Here is a 16,779-nt window from a genome sequence, read left to right on the forward strand (position 1 = left end):
AACGTTTCTATCTCAGTAGCGCTGATTGCGCCTATCGCGATGGAAGACGGCTTGCGCTTCGCTATCCGTGAAGGTGGTCGTACCGTTGGTGCTGGCGTCGTTGCCAAAATCATCGAATAATTGATTTGATCGTGTAAAAACCTGCACTACAACCCGTGCAGGTTTTACGTTTAAGAGTACAGGCCAATAGCTCAATTGGTAGAGTATCGGTCTCCAAAACCGAGGGTTGGGGGTTCGAGACCCTCTTGGCCTGCCAAACACCCGATTAGCTGATTTCCAGCGATCCAAGGTGTGAAAAACATAAAGTTAAGGTTATGATCGATAAAATCAAACTGGCTTTGTCCCTGTTGTTGCTAGCTTTGGGGATTGCCGGTTTTTATCTTTTTGAAGATAAAGCAATGGTTGTTAGAATACTTGCCGTTCTGGCAGGTATTGTCGCGTCTGTCGCGGTAGCATGGACTGCTCCGCAAGGTAAACAGGCGCTGAGCTTTTTTAATGAATCTGTTGCGGAAGCAAAACGCGTTGTCTGGCCAACGCGTCAGGAAACCATCCAAACCACACTGGCAGTGATTGTACTGGTCGTGATTATGGCTGCATTCCTGGCGTTGGTTGATATCAGTTTCGCCTACATGGTGCAATGGATTATGGGTCGAGGTGCTTAATGTCAATGCGTTGGTATGCAGTTCAAGCTTTCTCCGGCATGGAAAAATCCGTGAAAGCCGGTTTGGAAGAACGTATTATCAGATCCAACTTACAAGACCAGTTTGGTGACATTCTGGTGCCGGTTGAAGAAGTGGTGGAGATGAAGGGTGGTCAGAAGACTATTTCCGAGCGCCGCTTGTATCCCGGCTATGTGCTGGTACAGATGGATATGACAGATGAAAGCTGGCACCTGGTTAAAAGTACACCACGCGTGACTTCATTTATCGGTGGTACCGCACAGCGTCCCACCCCGATCAAAGATAAAGAAGTAGAGATTATTCTGCGTCGCATGGATGACAGCAAGTCAAACCCAACGCAGAAGATGACCTTCGAAAAAGGCGAAAGCGTGCGCGTCATCGACGGCCCTTTCAAAGATTTCTCAGGCAGTGTGGAAGAGATCAATTACGACAAAAACAAAGTACGTGTTTCTGTAGTGATTTTTGGTCGTGCCACACCGGTCGAGCTCGACTTTGCACAAGTCGAAAAAGAAGTTTAAGTCACAAAAGTTCAGTAGTAGTTTTTTCAACGGGGAGCTCGTAAGAGCGCTTGTACCCATTTAAGGAGTCAAAAATGGCAAAGAAAGTCATTGGCTACATCAAACTGCAGATCCCTGCAGGTAAAGCCAACCCAAGCCCACCAGTCGGTCCAGCACTTGGTCAACGTGGTTTGAACATCATGGAATTCTGTAAAGCGTTTAACGCTGCAACGCAAGGTGTTGAGCCAGGCTTGCCAATTCCAGTGGTGATCACTGCATTTGCAGACAAGAGCTTCACTTTTGTGATGAAAACCCCGCCAGCAACGGTGCTGATTAAAAAAGCCGCCAAGCTGGAAAAAGGTTCTGCACGTCCTCACACGGACAAAGTAGGCAAAATCACTCGTGCGCAAGCTGAAGAAATTGCCAAAACAAAACAACCTGACCTGACTGCTGCAGACTTGGATGCTGCTGTACGTACCATCGCTGGTAGTGCACGTAGTATGGGTATTGAAGTGGAGGGTGTATAACATGGGTAAAAGAATTGATGCGTTGCGCGCGAAAATCGACCGCAACAAGCTGTATCCAGCGACTGATGCACTGAACCTGGTAAAAGAAGGCGCTGCTGCCAAATTTAACGAATCTGTTGATGCAGTCGTGAACCTGGGTATCGATCCACGTAAATCTGATCAACTGGTGCGTGGCGCGATTGTATTGCCTAACGGTACTGGTAAATCCGTACGCGTGGCAGTGTTTGCACAAGGTGCACAAGCGGAAGCTGCTAAAGCTGCTGGTGCTGAAATCGTTGGTTTTGAAGATCTGGCAGAGCAAGTTAAAGGCGGTATGCTGGACTTTGACGTAGCGATTGCGACGCCTGACGCAATGCGTATCGTTGGTGCTCTGGGTCAAGTGCTGGGTCCACGTGGTTTGATGCCAAACCCAAAAGTGGGTACCGTAACACCAGACGCCGCTACTGCCGTTAAAAACGCTAAAGCTGGTCAAGTGCAATACCGTACCGACAAAGGTGGTATCGTTCACTGCACTATCGGTCGCGCTTCTTTCACTGTTGAGCAATTGCAAGGCAACCTGGCTGCTTTACTTGAAGCATTGAACAAAGCCAAGCCAACCAGCTCAAAAGGTGTATACCTGAAAAAACTGTCTGTTTCCAGCACCATGGGTCCTGGCGTTCGTATCGATCAGGCAACAGTCACAGCTTAAGTATTAAATACTGACCTCGCAAATGGTCAGGCAAGAACTTTGGGCTTGAGTCATTGTTGAATTTCAACTGTGGCTCAAGAGCATCAAAGACCGTTGGTGTTTTACTTAATTGATAAATGCGTTGCAAGTGGGTGAGAAATCCTCTGCTTGCAGGTGTTTAAAAACCAACGCAGATGGCGATCCCCGAAACAGGATATATCCATGCCCTGAACAAGGACGCCGTGAGTGGCCCGATGTGAGTCGGGCTTTCATTAACGGAAGGAGAACAGACCTTGAGTCTTAATCTTACAGAGAAAAAAGAAGTCGTTGCCGAGGTAATCGCACAAGTGGCGAATGCACAGTCAATCGTACTTGCCGAGTATCGTGGTATTGGCGTTGCCAATATGACGAAACTGCGTGCAGATGCGCGTGATGCAGGTGTATATCTGCGTGTGTTGAAAAATACCCTGGTTCGTCGTGCAGTAGAAGGTTCACCTTTTGCAGCATTGGCTGACGACATGGTTGGTCCACTTGTGTATGGTATTTCCACAGATGCAGTGGCCGCTGCTAAAGTCATGAATAACTTTGCCAAAAGCAATGATCAGTTCAAGCTAGTAGCAGGTGCGATGCCTAATGAGCGTCTGGATGCTGCCGGTGTGCAAGCATTAGCGTCTACATTGAGCCGCGAAGAGTTGCTGTCCAAACTGGCTGGCATGCTCAACGAAATCCCAACCAAGTTTGCTCGTGCCGTTGCAGCAGTACGCGACGACAAAGAAAAGCAAGCGGCTTAATTTTAATCAAATTTATTTTAGGAAATTATTATCATGGCAATTTCAAATGCTGATATTTTGGATGCAATCGGTAACAAAACAGTTTTAGAACTGACCGCATTCATTAAAGAAATCGAAGAGAAGTTTGGTGTTTCTGCTGCTGCTGTTGCAGTTGCTGGTGGCGCTGCTGCCGGTGCTGCTGCGCCTGCTGCTTCTGAGCAAACTGAGTTCAACGTTATCTTGAACAGCGCTGGCGACAACAAAGTTAGCGTGATTAAAGCAGTGCGTGAATTGACTGGTCTGGGCTTGAAAGAAGCTAAAGACGTAGTTGACGGCGCACCTAAAGCAGTTAAAGAAGGCGTAAGCAAAGCTGACGCTGAAGCTGCTGTTAAGAAATTGATTGAAGCTGGCGCGACTGCTGAATTGAAATAATTCATCATTGTGCTACCGGCAGGGCTGACGGGCAACCGTCGGCCTTCGCCGTTTCTGGCGTTGCGGATTATTAATACACTGCAATTGTCAGTGCAGGTGTTGTAAAAGTAGTGATGTGGCCGCATATAGTTAAGCTAACGTAGTTAATTAAGTGGCTGTTTTTAAATGCGAAGTTAGATGTCAAAACATTGCAGTGGATGAAAAGTGTTTTGTCTTCTACCCTCAAAATCTCAGGAGACGCTATGAGCTATTCCTTTACCGAAAAGAAACGCATCCGCAAAAGCTTTGCCAAGCGCGACAGTGTTCAAGAGGTTCCGTACTTGCTGGCTATGCAGCTGGAATCTTACAAATCATTCCTGCAAGAAAATGTCGCAGTAGACCAACGTAAAGACCAAGGTCTGGAATCGACTTTCCGTTCCATTTTCCCGATTGTGAGTCATTCCGAGAATGCCCGTCTGGATTATGTCAGCTACCAATTAGGTGCAGAGCCGTTTGACGTCAAAGAATGTCAACAACGTGGCCTGACTTATGCCGTGCCTTTGCGCGTTAAAGTACGCTTGACCATCATGGACCGCGAAGCGTCCAAGCCAACGGTGAAAGAAGTTAAAGAACAAGAAGTGTACATGGGTGAACTGCCACTCATGACCGAAAATGGTTCTTTTGTGATTAACGGTACTGAGCGCGTCATCGTGTCCCAGTTGCACCGTAGCCCGGGTGTGTTCTTTGAACATGACCGTGGTAAAACACACAGCTCCGGTAAACTGCTGTTCTCAGCACGTATCATTCCTTACCGCGGCTCATGGTTAGACTTTGAGTTTGATCCTAAAGATTACCTGTATTTCCGCGTTGACCGTAGACGCAAAATGCCAGTGACAATTCTGCTGAAAGCACTAGGCTACAACCCGGAACAGATCCTGGAAACATTCCACGATACTGACACTTTCCATATTGGTCCTAAAGGCCTGGAATTCGAATTGGTCGCTGACCGCCTGCGTGGCGAAATGGCTAAATTTGATATCGCTGATAAGGAAGGTAACGTGCTGGTCGCTAAAGACAAGCGCGTTACGGTTAAACATATCCGTGACATCGAAAAAGCCGGCATTAAAGCCATGGCGGTGCCGACTGACTTCATTATGGGTCGTGCGGTTGCCAGAAACATTATCGATACAGACAGTGGTGAATTGATTGCTAACGCAAACGATGAAATCACCCCGGCTTTGCTGGAAAAACTGGTCGCTGCCAAAATCAGCGAAATCGATACGATTTACACCAATGACCTGGACCACGGTGATTTCATTTCGCAAACGTTGCGTAGTGATGAGATTCCTGATCAGTACAGTGCCCGTGTCGCGATTTACCGCATGATGCGTCCTGGTGAGCCACCGACCGAAGATGCGGTACAAGCCTTGTTTAACGGTTTGTTCTTCTCTGAAGATAGGTACGACCTGTCCGTCGTTGGCCGCATGAAGTTTAACCGCCGTGCTTACCCAAGCAAGCTGGAAGATCGTTCTGCCACCTGGATCCGCCGTTTCTATGAAAACGTCGGTCCGCAAGGCGATACCGGTGCCAATGTGTTGTCGAATGAAGACATCCTGGCTGTGATTGGCGTATTGATCGAGTTGCGCAATGGCCGTGGCGAGATTGACGATATTGATCATCTGGGTAACCGTCGTATCCGTTCAGTCGGTGAATTGGCTGAGAACCAGTTCCGTGCCGGCCTGGTACGCGTTGAGCGTGCAGTGAAAGAGCGTTTGTCGCAAGCTGAATCAGATAATCTGATGCCACATGATTTGATCAACGCCAAACCAGTGTCCAGCGCGATCCGTGAGTTCTTTGGCTCCAGCCAACTGTCACAATTTATGGACCAGACCAACCCGCTGTCCGAGATCACGCACAAACGTCGTATCTCAGCTTTAGGCCCTGGCGGTTTGACCCGTGAACGTGCCGGTTTTGAGGTGCGTGACGTGCATACCACTCACTATGGCCGTGTATGTCCTATCGAAACACCAGAAGGTCCAAACATTGGTTTGATCAACTCTCTGGCCTTGTATGCGCGTACCAATGACTATGGTTTCCTTGAGACACCGTACCGTTTGGTCGAAGGCAACAAAGTCAGTGATCAGATCAACTTCCTGTCTGCGATTGAAGAAAGCCAGTATGTGATTGCCCAGGCAAACACTGAAGTGGCAAAAGATGGCAGCTTTAAAGAAGACCTGATCTCTGCGCGTTTCCACAATGAATTCACCATGACGCAGCCGGATCGCGTACAGTACATGGACGTGGCGCCAGGACAGATTGTGTCTGTGGCCGCTTCATTGATTCCTTTCCTCGAACATGATGATGCGAACCGTGCACTGATGGGCGCCAACATGCAACGGCAGGCTGTGCCTTGTCTGCGTGCTGAAAAAGCCGTTGTAGGTACCGGTATTGAACGTACGGTTGCGATTGACTCGGGTACTGTGGTTACTTCCCGTCGTGGCGGTATTGTCGATTATGTCGATTCAGGCCGTATTGTGATTCGTGTACACGATGCTGAAGCGCAAGCGGATGAAGTCGGTGTGGACATTTACAACCTGACCAAATACACACGTTCTAACCAGAACACCAATATTAACCAGCGCCCGTTGGTCAAAGTGGGTGATGTGATCTCCCGCGGTGACGTCGTTGCCGATGGAGCGTCAACTGACATGGGTGAATTGGCTTTAGGCCAAAACATGCTGGTAGGCTTTATGCCTTGGAACGGTTATAACTACGAAGACTCGATCTTGATCTCCGAGCGCGTGGTGGCTGATGACCGTTACACTTCAATTCACATTGAAGAACTGTCAGTGGTTGCCCGTGATACCAAACTGGGGCCTGAAGAGATTACCCGTGATATTTCCAACCTGTCCGAGCGTATGCTGGGCCGTCTGGATGACTCCGGTATTATCTACATCGGTGCTGAAGTTGAAGCTGGCGACGTGTTGGTAGGTAAAGTGACACCTAAAGGTGAAACGACTCTGACACCTGAAGAAAAATTGCTGCGTGCAATTTTCGGTGAAAAAGCCTCTGACGTGAAAGATACTTCCCTGCGCGTGCCTTCAGGCATGACTGGTACAGTGATCGACGTACAAGTGTTCACGCGTGAAGGTATTGACCGTGATACTCGCGCACAGCAAATTATTGATGACCAGTTGTCACACTACAAGAAAGACCTGGGCGACCAGATGCGTATTGTGGAAGACGATACCTTTGGCCGTATCAGCCGTCTGTTGACTGGCAAAGCGGCTACCGGTGGCCCTAACAAGCTGAAAAAAGGCGACAGCGTCACTGCTGAGTACCTGGAAAGCGTTGGACGTTATGACTGGTTCGATATCCGCCTGAACGATGAGGAAGCAGCCCGTCAGCTGGAGCAGTTGAAAGACAGCTTGAGCCAGGCACGTGTTGAGTTCGACAACAAGTTCGAAGAGAAAAAGCGTAAGCTGACGCAAGGTGACGAATTGCCACCTGGTGTGCAGAAAATGGTTAAAGTGTACCTGGCCGTGAAACGTCGTATCCAGCCTGGTGACAAGATGGCGGGTCGTCACGGTAACAAGGGTGTGATCTCCAAGATTTGTCCGGTTGAAGACATGCCGCACATGGCTGACGGTACCCCGTTGGATATCGTGTTGAACCCGTTAGGCGTTCCTTCACGTATGAACATCGGCCAGATTCTGGAAACGCATCTGGGCTGGGCAGCTAAAGGTCTGGGCAAACGTCTGGGCGATATGTTGCAAGCTGAAGCTAAGGTGGCTGAGATCCGTGGCTTCCTCGATAAAATATACAACAGCAGCACTGGCAAGAAAGAAGACATTGCCGGCCTGACAGATGTAGAAGTAATCGACCTGGCGACTAACTTGAAACACGGCGTGCCATTTGCGACTCCGGTATTTGACGGCGCAGCAGAATCTGATATTCGTGCCATGCTGGATCTGGCTTTCCCGGATGAAGATGAGCACACTAAGAAACTGCAATTCCACGCTGGTAAAACACAGGTCAAACTGTTTGACGGCCGTACCGGTGATGCTTTCGAGCGTCCTGTTACTGTGGGTTACATGCACGTGCTGAAACTGCATCACTTGGTTGATGACAAGATGCATGCACGTTCTACTGGTCCTTACAGCCTGGTTACACAGCAACCATTGGGCGGTAAAGCACAGTTCGGTGGCCAGCGTTTCGGTGAGATGGAGGTTTGGGCACTGGAAGCTTATGGTGCGTCATACACCTTGCAAGAGATGTTGACTGTGAAATCGGATGACGTGAATGGCCGTACCAAAGTGTACGAAAATATCGTCAAGGGTGAGCACAAAATTGATGCGGGTATGCCTGAGTCATTCAATGTGTTAGTGAAAGAAATTCGTTCACTGGCTATTGATATTGATTTAGACCGTAATTAATCCCGCCATTAAGGAGAGTCTCTATGAAAGCGTTATTAGATTTATTTAAACAGGTTACGCAAGAAGAAGAGTTCGACGCGATCAAGATCGCGCTGGCTTCACCTGAAAAAATCCGTTCATGGTCTTATGGCGAAGTGAAAAAGCCGGAAACCATCAACTACCGTACCTTCAAGCCTGAGCGGGACGGTTTGTTCTGCTCCAAAATCTTTGGCCCTATCAAAGATTACGAATGCTTGTGCGGTAAATACAAACGCCTGAAGCATCGCGGTGTGATTTGTGAGAAGTGTGGCGTTGAAGTCACACTGAGCAAAGTGCGTCGTGAGCGCATGGGCCACATCGAACTGGCTTCACCAGTGGCGCATATCTGGTTCCTGAAATCCCTGCCTAGCCGCTTGGGTATGGTGCTGGACATCGCTTTGCGTGACATCGAACGTGTACTGTACTTTGAAGCATTTATCGTGATCGACCCAGGCATGACACCGCTGACCCGTGGTCAATTGCTGACAGAAGATGATTACATCGCCAAGGTTGAAGAGTACGGTGACGAATTCAACGCCGTAATGGGTGCTGAAGCGATTCGTGAGTTGTTGCGCACGATGGACATCAACCGTGAAATCGAAACCCTGCGTAGCGAATTGTCTGCCACCGGTTCTGAAGCCAAGATCAAGAAAATTGCCAAGCGCCTGAAAGTGCTGGAAGCGTTCCAGAAATCTGGCATCAAGCCTGAGTGGATGATCCTGGAAATCCTGCCGGTATTGCCGCCGGAATTGCGTCCTTTGGTACCGTTGGATGGTGGCCGTTTCGCTACGTCTGACCTGAACGATCTGTATCGTCGCGTGATCAACCGTAACAACCGTTTGAAGCGTCTGTTAGAGCTTAAGGCGCCGGAAATCATCGTCCGTAACGAAAAACGTATGCTGCAAGAAGCGGTGGATTCGCTGCTGGATAACGGCCGTCGCGGTAAAGTGATGACGGGTGCTAACAAGCGTCCATTGAAGTCACTGGCTGACATGATTAAAGGTAAGGGCGGTCGTTTCCGTCAGAACTTGCTGGGCAAACGTGTGGATTACTCCGGTCGTTCTGTGATCGTGGTTGGTCCGCAATTGAAACTGCACCAGTGCGGTCTGCCTAAGAAAATGGCGCTGGAACTGTTTAAGCCATTCATCTTCCACAAACTGGAAGTATTAGGTCTGGCAACAACGATCAAGGCGGCGAAGAAGAAAGTTGAAGAGGAAGGACCAGAGGTCTGGGATATCCTTGAAGACGTGATTCGTGAGCATCCGGTACTGTTGAACCGTGCGCCTACGCTGCACCGTCTGGGTATCCAGGCGTTTGAGCCGGTGTTGATCGAAGGTAAAGCGATCCAGTTGCACCCATTGGTGTGTTCAGCCTTTAACGCCGACTTTGACGGTGACCAGATGGCGGTACACGTACCATTGAGCCTGGAAGCACAGATGGAAGCCCGTACATTAATGCTGGCGTCTAACAACGTGCTGTCTCCAGCCAACGGCGAACCAATTATCGTGCCGTCACAGGATATCGTGTTGGGTCTGTATTACATGACCCGCGAAAAAGTGGCTGCGCGTGGCGAAGGCATGATCTTCAGTGATATCAAGGAAGTGCAGCGTGTGTACGACCAGGGCCTGATCGATCTGCATGCCAGAGTGACTGTGCGTATCAAGGAATTTGAGCTGGATGTTGCCGGTGAAAAAACCGAAAAAATCAATCGCTACAACACTACAGTTGGTCGTGCATTGCTGTCTGAGATCCTGCCACCAGGTTTGCCATACAGCTACATCGACAAGGCATTGAAGAAGAAAGAGATTTCACGCCTGATCAACGCCAGCTTCCGTAAAGTGGGCATCCGCGAGACAGTGATTTTTGCTGACAAACTGATGTACACAGGCTACTCCTACGCGACTAAAGCAGGTATCTCTATCAGCATTAACGATATGTTGGTGCCACCAGAGAAAGAGCAATTGATTGCGGCTGCGGATGCTGAAGTGAAAGAGATTGAAGACCAGTATGTTTCCGGTCTGGTGACACAAGGCGAGCGTTACAACAAGGTAGTCGATATCTGGGGCCGTGCTGGTGACAAAGTGGCTGATGCCATGATGAAACAGTTGCGCGAAGAAGATGTAAAAGACGCTGACGGTAACGTAGTGAAGAAAGACGGCAAAGTTGTTCGCCAGGAATCATTTAACGCGATTTATATGATGGCCGACTCCGGTGCCCGTGGTTCTGCGGCGCAGGTTCGTCAGCTGGCTGGTATGCGTGGCCTGATGGCGAAACCGGATGGCTCTATTATTGAAACGCCGATCAAGGCGAACTTCCGTGATGGCCTGAACGTGTTGCAGTACTTTATTTCTACCCACGGTGCCCGTAAAGGTCTGGCTGATACGGCATTGAAAACAGCGAACTCAGGTTACCTGACTCGTCGTCTGGTAGATGTGACACAAGATCTGGTAGTGACACAGATCGATTGCGGCACCGTTGATGGTCTGGTGACTAAAGCGCTGGTTAAAGGCGGTGAAGTGGTTGAGCCATTGCATGACCGTATCCTGGGCCGTACTGCTGCGCTTGATGTGCTGCATCCTGAAACGCAGGAAGTGGTTTACGCAGCAGGTACATTGCTGGGAGAAGACGAAGTCGAAAAAATCGATGCCCTGGGTATTGATGAAGTCAAAGTGCGTACCGCACTGACTTGCGACACGCGTTATGGTATTTGTGCCAAGTGTTATGGCCGTGACCTGGGTCGCGGCAAGCTGATCAGCATCGGTGAATCTGTCGGTGTGATCGCAGCGCAATCCATCGGTGAACCAGGTACTCAGTTGACTATGCGTACCTTCCACATCGGTGGTGCGGTATCGCGTGCGGCTTCAGTATCACAGGTTGAGAGTAAGTCGAACGGTGTGGCTGGCTTTACGTCAACCATGCGCTATGTGACTAACTCACGTAACGAGCAAATCGTGATTTCGCGTAATGGTGAGGTGGTGATTTCTGAAGACAATGGCCGTGAGCGTGAGCGGCATAAAGTGCCTTACGGTGCAACACTGACCATCACCGATGGTAAAACAGTGAAAGCCGGCCAGGCATTGGCGACATGGGATCCACATACCCGTCCGATTATTACCGAATACGCTGGTCATGTGAAATTCGAGAACGTTGAAGAAGGCGTGACTGTTGCCAAACAGGTAGATGAAGTGACCGGTTTGTCATCACTGGTGGTGATCGATCCTAAGCAGCGTGCTGGTCAGTCCAAGGGCCTGCGTCCGCAAGTGAAATTGCTGGATGCTAATGGTGTGGAAGTCAAAGTTGCTGGAACAGATACACCAGTGAACGTGACCTTCCAGCTGGGTTGCATCATTACGGTGAAAGATGGTCAGGAAGTTGGCGTGGGTGAAGTGCTGGCACGTATCCCGCAAGAGTCTTCCAAAACCCGTGATATTACCGGGGGTCTGCCACGTGTAGCGGAATTGTTCGAAGCACGTTCACCAAAAGACGCCGGTATGCTGGCTGAGGTGACGGGTACTGTTTCGTTCGGTAAAGATACAAAAGGTAAACAACGTCTGGTGATTACGGATCTTGATGGTATTACCAGCGAGTTCCTGATTGCTAAAGACAAGCACGTGACTGCGCATGATGGTCAAGTGGTGACTAAGGGTGAATCCATTGTGGATGGCCCGGCTGATCCGCAAGACATTCTGCGTTTGCAAGGCCGCGAGGCATTGGCACGCTACATCATCGACGAAGTGCAAGACGTGTACCGTTTGCAAGGCGTGAAGATCAACGACAAGCATATTGAAGTGATTGTGCGTCAGATGTTGCGTCGTGTACGTGTGACAGATGCCGGTGATACAGGCTTCATTACTGGTGAGCAAGTTGAGCGTGCAGATCTGTTGACAGAAAACGAACGCGTAGTGGCTGAAGACAAGCGTCCGTCTACTTTCGAGTACGTGTTGCTGGGTATTACCAAAGCTTCGCTGTCTACCGACTCGTTCATCTCGGCGGCTTCCTTCCAGGAAACCACCCGTGTATTGACCGAAGCGGCTATTTTGGGCAAACGCGACGAGTTGCGTGGCCTGAAAGAAAACGTGATCGTTGGTCGACTGATTCCAGCCGGTACCGGTTTGGCTTATCACGAGTCCCGCAAGCGTGCAGCGATTGCATCACTGACACCAAATGTGGCAGAACCTTCACAAGCCATGCTGGCGGCTGAAGCGATGTTTGCACCTGAAGTAGTGGTAGAAGAGACTGCTGCAGACGACAACACGGCCGAGTAATTCGATCACGGTTGTCCCTGTTTTCAAGGGGTGTCTCGCATGAATAATGCTTGACACCCCTTGACTCATTTACTAAAATGCTGGGTTTCTCAGAATGGCCTTATTGTCTCAATAAGGCATTATTGTTGATATGCCACCAAAGCTGAGTCTTCCTGCTCAAATTGGTGGTTCTTAAAAAAGGTGAAGAGGTTAAGGCGATGCCAACCATTAATCAGTTAGTCCGTAAACCACGCGTTAAAGTGGTTACCAAGAGCAAGGTTCCAGCGTTGGAAGCTTGCCCGCAAAAGCGTGGCGTGTGTACTCGCGTATACACAACAACACCAAAAAAACCAAACTCTGCATTGCGTAAAGTTGCCAAGGTCCGTTTGACCAATGGTTACGAAGTCATTAGCTACATCGGTGGTGAAGGCCACAACCTGCAAGAGCACAGTGTGGTATTGCTGCGCGGCGGTCGTGTAAAAGATTTGCCAGGTGTGCGTTACCACATGGTGCGCGGTAGTCTGGATACCGCTGGTGTGAAAGACCGTAAGCAGTCACGTTCCAAATACGGTGCCAAGCGTCCTAAAGCAGCTAAAGCTTAATTTATTAAGCCTGCACAAGTTATTTCCATTTTTTATAGCGGCTGAAATGCCTTGCGAGTGTTATTGCTAGCAAAAATTTAATTGAAAAGAGAATGTTATGCCAAGACGTAGAGAAGTCCCCAAACGTATTATCTTGCCGGATCCAAAATTTGGTAGCCAGGAAGTGTCCAAGTTTGTAAATGTGTTGATGACAGGTGGTAAAAAATCTGTTGCTGAACGTATCATTTACGGTGCCTTTGATCAGGTGGCCAGCAAGAGCGGTAAGGACCCGCTGGAATTATTCACCACAGCGTTGAATAATCTGCGTCCTGTCGTTGAAGTTAAGAGCCGCCGTGTTGGTGGTGCAAACTACCAGGTGCCTGTAGAAGTGCGTCCTAGCCGCCGTAGTGCGCTGGCCATGCGCTGGTTGCGTGATGCAGCCCGCAAGCGGGGCGAGAAATCTATGGGCCTGCGTTTGGCAGCTGAGCTGATCGAGGCTTCAGAAGGCCGTGGTTCAGCAATGAAGAAGCGTGAAGAAGTTCACCGTATGGCAGAAGCTAACAAAGCCTTCTCACACTTCCGTTTTTAATTAAACGACTCGTTCTTTAATAATTAGTTGAATTGATAGCAAAGGTAAACTACCGTGGCACGCAAAACCCCTATTGAACGCTACCGTAATATTGGTATTTCAGCGCACATTGATGCTGGTAAAACAACCACTACAGAGCGTATTCTGTTCTACACAGGTGTAAACCATAAAATTGGTGAGGTGCACGATGGTGCAGCCACTATGGACTGGATGGAGCAAGAGCAGGAGCGTGGTATCACCATTACTTCTGCAGCGACCACCTGTTTCTGGAAAGGGATGGACCTTTCCTTGCCTGAGCATCGATTCAACATTATTGATACCCCGGGGCACGTTGACTTTACCATCGAGGTAGAGCGTTCCATGCGTGTGCTGGATGGTGCCTGCATGGTTTACTGTGCAGTCGGTGGCGTGCAGCCGCAATCTGAAACTGTTTGGCGTCAGGCCAACAAGTACAAAGTGCCACGTCTGGCCTTCGTCAACAAAATGGACCGTTCCGGTGCCGACTTCTTCAAAGTTGTAGAGCAAATGAAAACGCGTTTGCGCGCGACTCCAGTGCCTGTCGTGATCCCTATCGGTCGCGAAGACACGTTCACAGGTGTGGTTGACCTGATCAAAATGAAAGCCATCATCTGGGATGAAGCTTCTCAAGGCATGAAATTCACCTATGGTGAAATTCCTGCTGATCTGGTTGAGACTGCCAACAAGTGGCGCGAGCAAATGGTTGAGTCAGCTGCTGAAGCCAGCGAAGACTTGATGAACAAGTACCTGGAAAACGGCGAGCTGGAAGAGAAGGACATCGTCCTTGGTCTGCGTACACGTACCATTGCTGGTGAAATTCAGCCGATGTTGTGTGGTTCAGCCTTTAAAAACAAAGGCGTTCAACGTATGTTGGACGCTGTTGTTGATTTCCTGCCATCACCGATTGATATTGATGATGTGACTGGTGAAGATGACGACGGCAATCCTGCCAGCCGTAAAGCTGACGACAAAGAAGGTTTCTCTGCCCTGGCATTTAAATTGATGACGGATCCGTTCGTTGGTCAGTTGACGTTTATCCGTGTTTACTCTGGCGTGTTGAATAAGGGTGATACTGTTCTTAACTCTATCAAGAACAAAAAAGAGCGTATCGGCCGTATCGTTCAGATGCACGCTAACAACCGTGAAGAGGTTGAAGAGGTTCTGGCTGGTGACATCGCCGCCTGTATCGGCTTGAAAGATGTAACGACCGGTGAATCTTTGTGTTCTCCAGACAAGCCTATCATTCTTGAGCGCATGATTTTCCCTGAGCCGGTCATTCACGTGGCCGTGGAACCAAAAACCAAGAGTGACCAGGAAAAAATGGGTCTGGCGCTGGGTCGCCTGGCACAGGAAGATCCATCATTCCGCGTGCGTTCAGATGAAGAGTCTGGCCAAACGATTATTTCCGGTATGGGTGAGTTGCACCTGGAAATTCTGGTAGACCGTATGCGTCGTGAATTCAACGTTGAAGCTAACGTTGGTGCACCACAAGTAGCGTACCGTGAAGCGATCCGCAAATCAGTCGAAGTTGAAGGCAAGTTCGTTAAGCAATCCGGTGGTAAAGGTCAGTACGGTCACGTATGGCTCAAAATGGAACCTAACGAAGCTGGTAAAGGCTTTGAGTTCGTTGACCAGATCAAAGGTGGTACCGTGCCGCGTGAATTTATTCCTGCGGTTGAAAAAGGCTTGCGTGAAACCATTCCTGCCGGTGTGTTGGCTGGTTTCCCGGTGGTCGACGTGAAAGTCACCTTGTTTGATGGTTCATACCATGACGTTGACTCGAACGAGAACGCATTTAAAATGGCGGCTTCTATCGGCTTTAAAGATGGTATGCGTAAAGCAGACCCTGTATTGCTTGAGCCTATGATGGCAGTAGAAGTTGAAACACCTGAAGATTACATGGGTGACGTAATGGGTGACTTGTCTTCACGTCGCGGCATCATCCAGGGTATGGATGACATGCCTGGTGGTGGCAAAGCGATTAAAGCTGAAGTGCCATTGTCTGAGATGTTTGGTTACTCCACTGTAGTACGTTCCTTGTCACAAGGTCGTGCAACATACAGCATGGAATTCAAGCATTATTCCGACGCACCGAAAAACGTTGCTGAAGCAATCATCAACAAAAAATAATTGATTTAATACAGATTTAATTAAAAGGAAAACATCATGGCAAAAGGCAAATTTGAACGTACCAAGCCACACGTGAACGTTGGTACGATTGGTCACGTTGACCACGGTAAGACAACATTGACAGCGGCGATCACCACTGTATTGACTAAGAAATTTGGTGGTGAAGCGAAGGCTTACGATCAGATTGACGCGGCGCCAGAAGAAAAAGCACGTGGTATCACCATTAACACAGCACACGTTGAGTACGAGACAGCTAACCGTCACTACGCCCACGTTGACTGTCCAGGTCACGCTGACTACGTTAAAAACATGATTACCGGTGCTGCCCAGATGGACGGCGCAATCCTGGTATGTTCAGCTGCTGACGGCCCTATGCCGCAAACACGTGAGCACATCCTGCTGGCACGCCAGGTTGGCGTTCCATACATCATCGTGTTCCTGAACAAGGCAGACATGGTTGATGATGCTGAGTTGCTGGAACTGGTTGAAATGGAAGTGCGTGAATTGCTGAGCAAATACGACTTCCCGGGTGATGACACCCCAATCATCCACGGTTCCGCTAAACTGGCTTTAGAAGGCGACCAATCAGACATTGGCGAACCAGCGATCTTCAAATTGGCTGAAGCATTAGACAGCTACATCCCAATGCCAGAGCGCGCTATCGACGGTACCTTCCTGATGCCAGTAGAAGACGTATTCTCTATCTCAGGCCGTGGTACAGTTGTGACAGGTCGTATCGAGCGTGGTATCGTTAAAGTCGGTGATGAAATCGAAATCGTTGGTATCAAACCAACGGTTAAGACAACTTGTACCGGTGTTGAAATGTTCCGTAAACTGCTGGACCAAGGTCAGGCAGGCGACAACGTAGGCGTATTGCTGCGTGGTACAAAACGTGAAGATATCGAACGTGGTCAAGTATTGTCAAAATCAGGTTCTATCAAGCCACACACTAAGTTCTCAGCAGAGATCTACGTGTTGGGTAAAGATGAAGGTGGTCGTCATACACCATTCTTCAACGGCTACCGTCCACAGTTCTACTTCCGTACGACTGACGTGACTGGTGCAGTTGAGTTGCCAGCAGGTACCGAAATGGTGATGCCAGGTGATAACGTTTCTATCTCAGTAGCGCTGATTGCGCCTATCGCGATGGAAGACGGCTTGCGCTTCGCTATCCGTGAAGGTGGTCGTACCGTTGGTGCTGGCGTCGTTGC

At 49.2% G+C, this 16,779-nt stretch carries 13 protein-coding genes and 1 tRNA gene; all 14 read left to right on the plus strand.

Going from position 1 to position 16,779, the window contains the following annotated elements:
• The coding region (locus ACFQ2T_RS13205; protein ID WP_449288955.1) for an EF-Tu C-terminal domain-related protein at positions 1-120 on the plus strand (120 nt) is incomplete at its 5' end.
• Positions 121-180: 60 nt separating this feature from the next.
• Positions 181-256 (plus strand) — tRNA-Trp (locus ACFQ2T_RS13210).
• Between the two features lie 58 nt (positions 257-314).
• Entirely contained in the window at positions 315-662 is a 348-nt protein-coding gene (secE, locus tag ACFQ2T_RS13215; protein WP_379035197.1) for a preprotein translocase subunit SecE, read from the plus strand.
• Positions 662-1,198 carry a transcription termination/antitermination protein NusG gene (gene nusG, locus ACFQ2T_RS13220; RefSeq protein WP_379035199.1) on the plus strand — a complete coding sequence of 179 codons (537 nt, stop codon included), beginning with the start codon at positions 662-664 and terminating at the stop codon, positions 1,196-1,198. The genes secE and nusG overlap by 1 nt, the downstream gene beginning before the upstream one ends.
• A 74-nt stretch (positions 1,199-1,272) precedes the next feature.
• Positions 1,273-1,704 carry a 50S ribosomal protein L11 gene (gene rplK, locus ACFQ2T_RS13225; RefSeq protein ID WP_018987686.1) on the plus strand — a complete coding sequence of 144 codons (432 nt, stop codon included), beginning with the start codon at positions 1,273-1,275 and terminating at the stop codon, positions 1,702-1,704.
• A 1-nt stretch (position 1,705) separates the two neighbouring features.
• Positions 1,706-2,392 carry a 50S ribosomal protein L1 gene (rplA, locus tag ACFQ2T_RS13230; protein ID WP_379035201.1) on the plus strand — a complete coding sequence of 229 codons (687 nt, stop codon included), beginning with the start codon at positions 1,706-1,708 and terminating at the stop codon, positions 2,390-2,392.
• Positions 2,393-2,664: 272 nt separating this feature from the next.
• On the plus strand, positions 2,665-3,162 hold the full coding sequence (gene rplJ, locus ACFQ2T_RS13235; protein WP_029147988.1) for a 50S ribosomal protein L10: 498 nt from the start codon (positions 2,665-2,667) through the stop codon (positions 3,160-3,162).
• A gap of 33 nt (positions 3,163-3,195) precedes the next feature.
• Positions 3,196-3,573, plus strand: coding sequence for a 50S ribosomal protein L7/L12 (rplL, locus tag ACFQ2T_RS13240; protein WP_379035203.1), 378 nt, complete (start codon positions 3,196-3,198; stop codon positions 3,571-3,573).
• Between the two features lie 242 nt (positions 3,574-3,815).
• Positions 3,816-7,988: a DNA-directed RNA polymerase subunit beta gene (gene rpoB, locus ACFQ2T_RS13245; protein ID WP_379035205.1), complete on the plus strand. Its 4,173-nt coding sequence runs from the start codon at positions 3,816-3,818 to the stop codon at positions 7,986-7,988.
• 23 nt (positions 7,989-8,011) lie between these two features.
• Positions 8,012-12,271, plus strand: coding sequence for a DNA-directed RNA polymerase subunit beta' (gene rpoC, locus ACFQ2T_RS13250; protein WP_379035207.1), 4,260 nt, complete (start codon positions 8,012-8,014; stop codon positions 12,269-12,271).
• Between the two features lie 197 nt (positions 12,272-12,468).
• On the plus strand, positions 12,469-12,852 hold the full coding sequence (gene rpsL, locus ACFQ2T_RS13255; RefSeq protein ID WP_379035210.1) for a 30S ribosomal protein S12: 384 nt from the start codon (positions 12,469-12,471) through the stop codon (positions 12,850-12,852).
• A 97-nt stretch (positions 12,853-12,949) separates the two neighbouring features.
• Positions 12,950-13,420 carry a 30S ribosomal protein S7 gene (gene rpsG, locus ACFQ2T_RS13260; protein WP_019881216.1) on the plus strand — a complete coding sequence of 157 codons (471 nt, stop codon included), beginning with the start codon at positions 12,950-12,952 and terminating at the stop codon, positions 13,418-13,420.
• Between the two features lie 54 nt (positions 13,421-13,474).
• The gene (gene fusA / locus ACFQ2T_RS13265; protein ID WP_379035212.1) at positions 13,475-15,568 is read left to right on the plus strand and encodes an elongation factor G; all 2,094 of its coding nucleotides are present in this window, start codon (positions 13,475-13,477) and stop codon (positions 15,566-15,568) included.
• A gap of 36 nt (positions 15,569-15,604) precedes the next feature.
• On the plus strand, positions 15,605-16,779 hold a 1,175-nt coding region (gene tuf, locus ACFQ2T_RS13270), incomplete at its 3' end, for an elongation factor Tu (protein ID WP_379035214.1).

Source organism: Methylophilus flavus (genome assembly GCF_042678905.1).
Taxonomy (GTDB): Bacteria; Pseudomonadota; Gammaproteobacteria; order Burkholderiales; family Methylophilaceae; genus Methylophilus; species Methylophilus flavus.

Excerpts from the sequence above, each read along its gene's own strand:
- secE (WP_379035197.1), top strand. The coding sequence starts at position 315 with ATGATCGATAAAATCAAACTGGCTTTGTCCCTGTTGTTGCTAGCTTTG.
- nusG (WP_379035199.1), top strand. The coding sequence starts at position 662 with ATGTCAATGCGTTGGTATGCAGTTCAAGCTTTCTCCGGCATGGAAAAA.
- rplK (WP_018987686.1), top strand. The coding sequence starts at position 1,273 with ATGGCAAAGAAAGTCATTGGCTACATCAAACTGCAGATCCCTGCAGGT.
- rplA (WP_379035201.1), top strand. The coding sequence starts at position 1,706 with ATGGGTAAAAGAATTGATGCGTTGCGCGCGAAAATCGACCGCAACAAG.
- rplL (WP_379035203.1), top strand. The coding sequence starts at position 3,196 with ATGGCAATTTCAAATGCTGATATTTTGGATGCAATCGGTAACAAAACA.
- rpoB (WP_379035205.1), top strand. The coding sequence starts at position 3,816 with ATGAGCTATTCCTTTACCGAAAAGAAACGCATCCGCAAAAGCTTTGCC.
- rpoC (WP_379035207.1), top strand. The coding sequence starts at position 8,012 with ATGAAAGCGTTATTAGATTTATTTAAACAGGTTACGCAAGAAGAAGAG.
- rpsL (WP_379035210.1), top strand. The coding sequence starts at position 12,469 with ATGCCAACCATTAATCAGTTAGTCCGTAAACCACGCGTTAAAGTGGTT.
- rpsG (WP_019881216.1), top strand. The coding sequence starts at position 12,950 with ATGCCAAGACGTAGAGAAGTCCCCAAACGTATTATCTTGCCGGATCCA.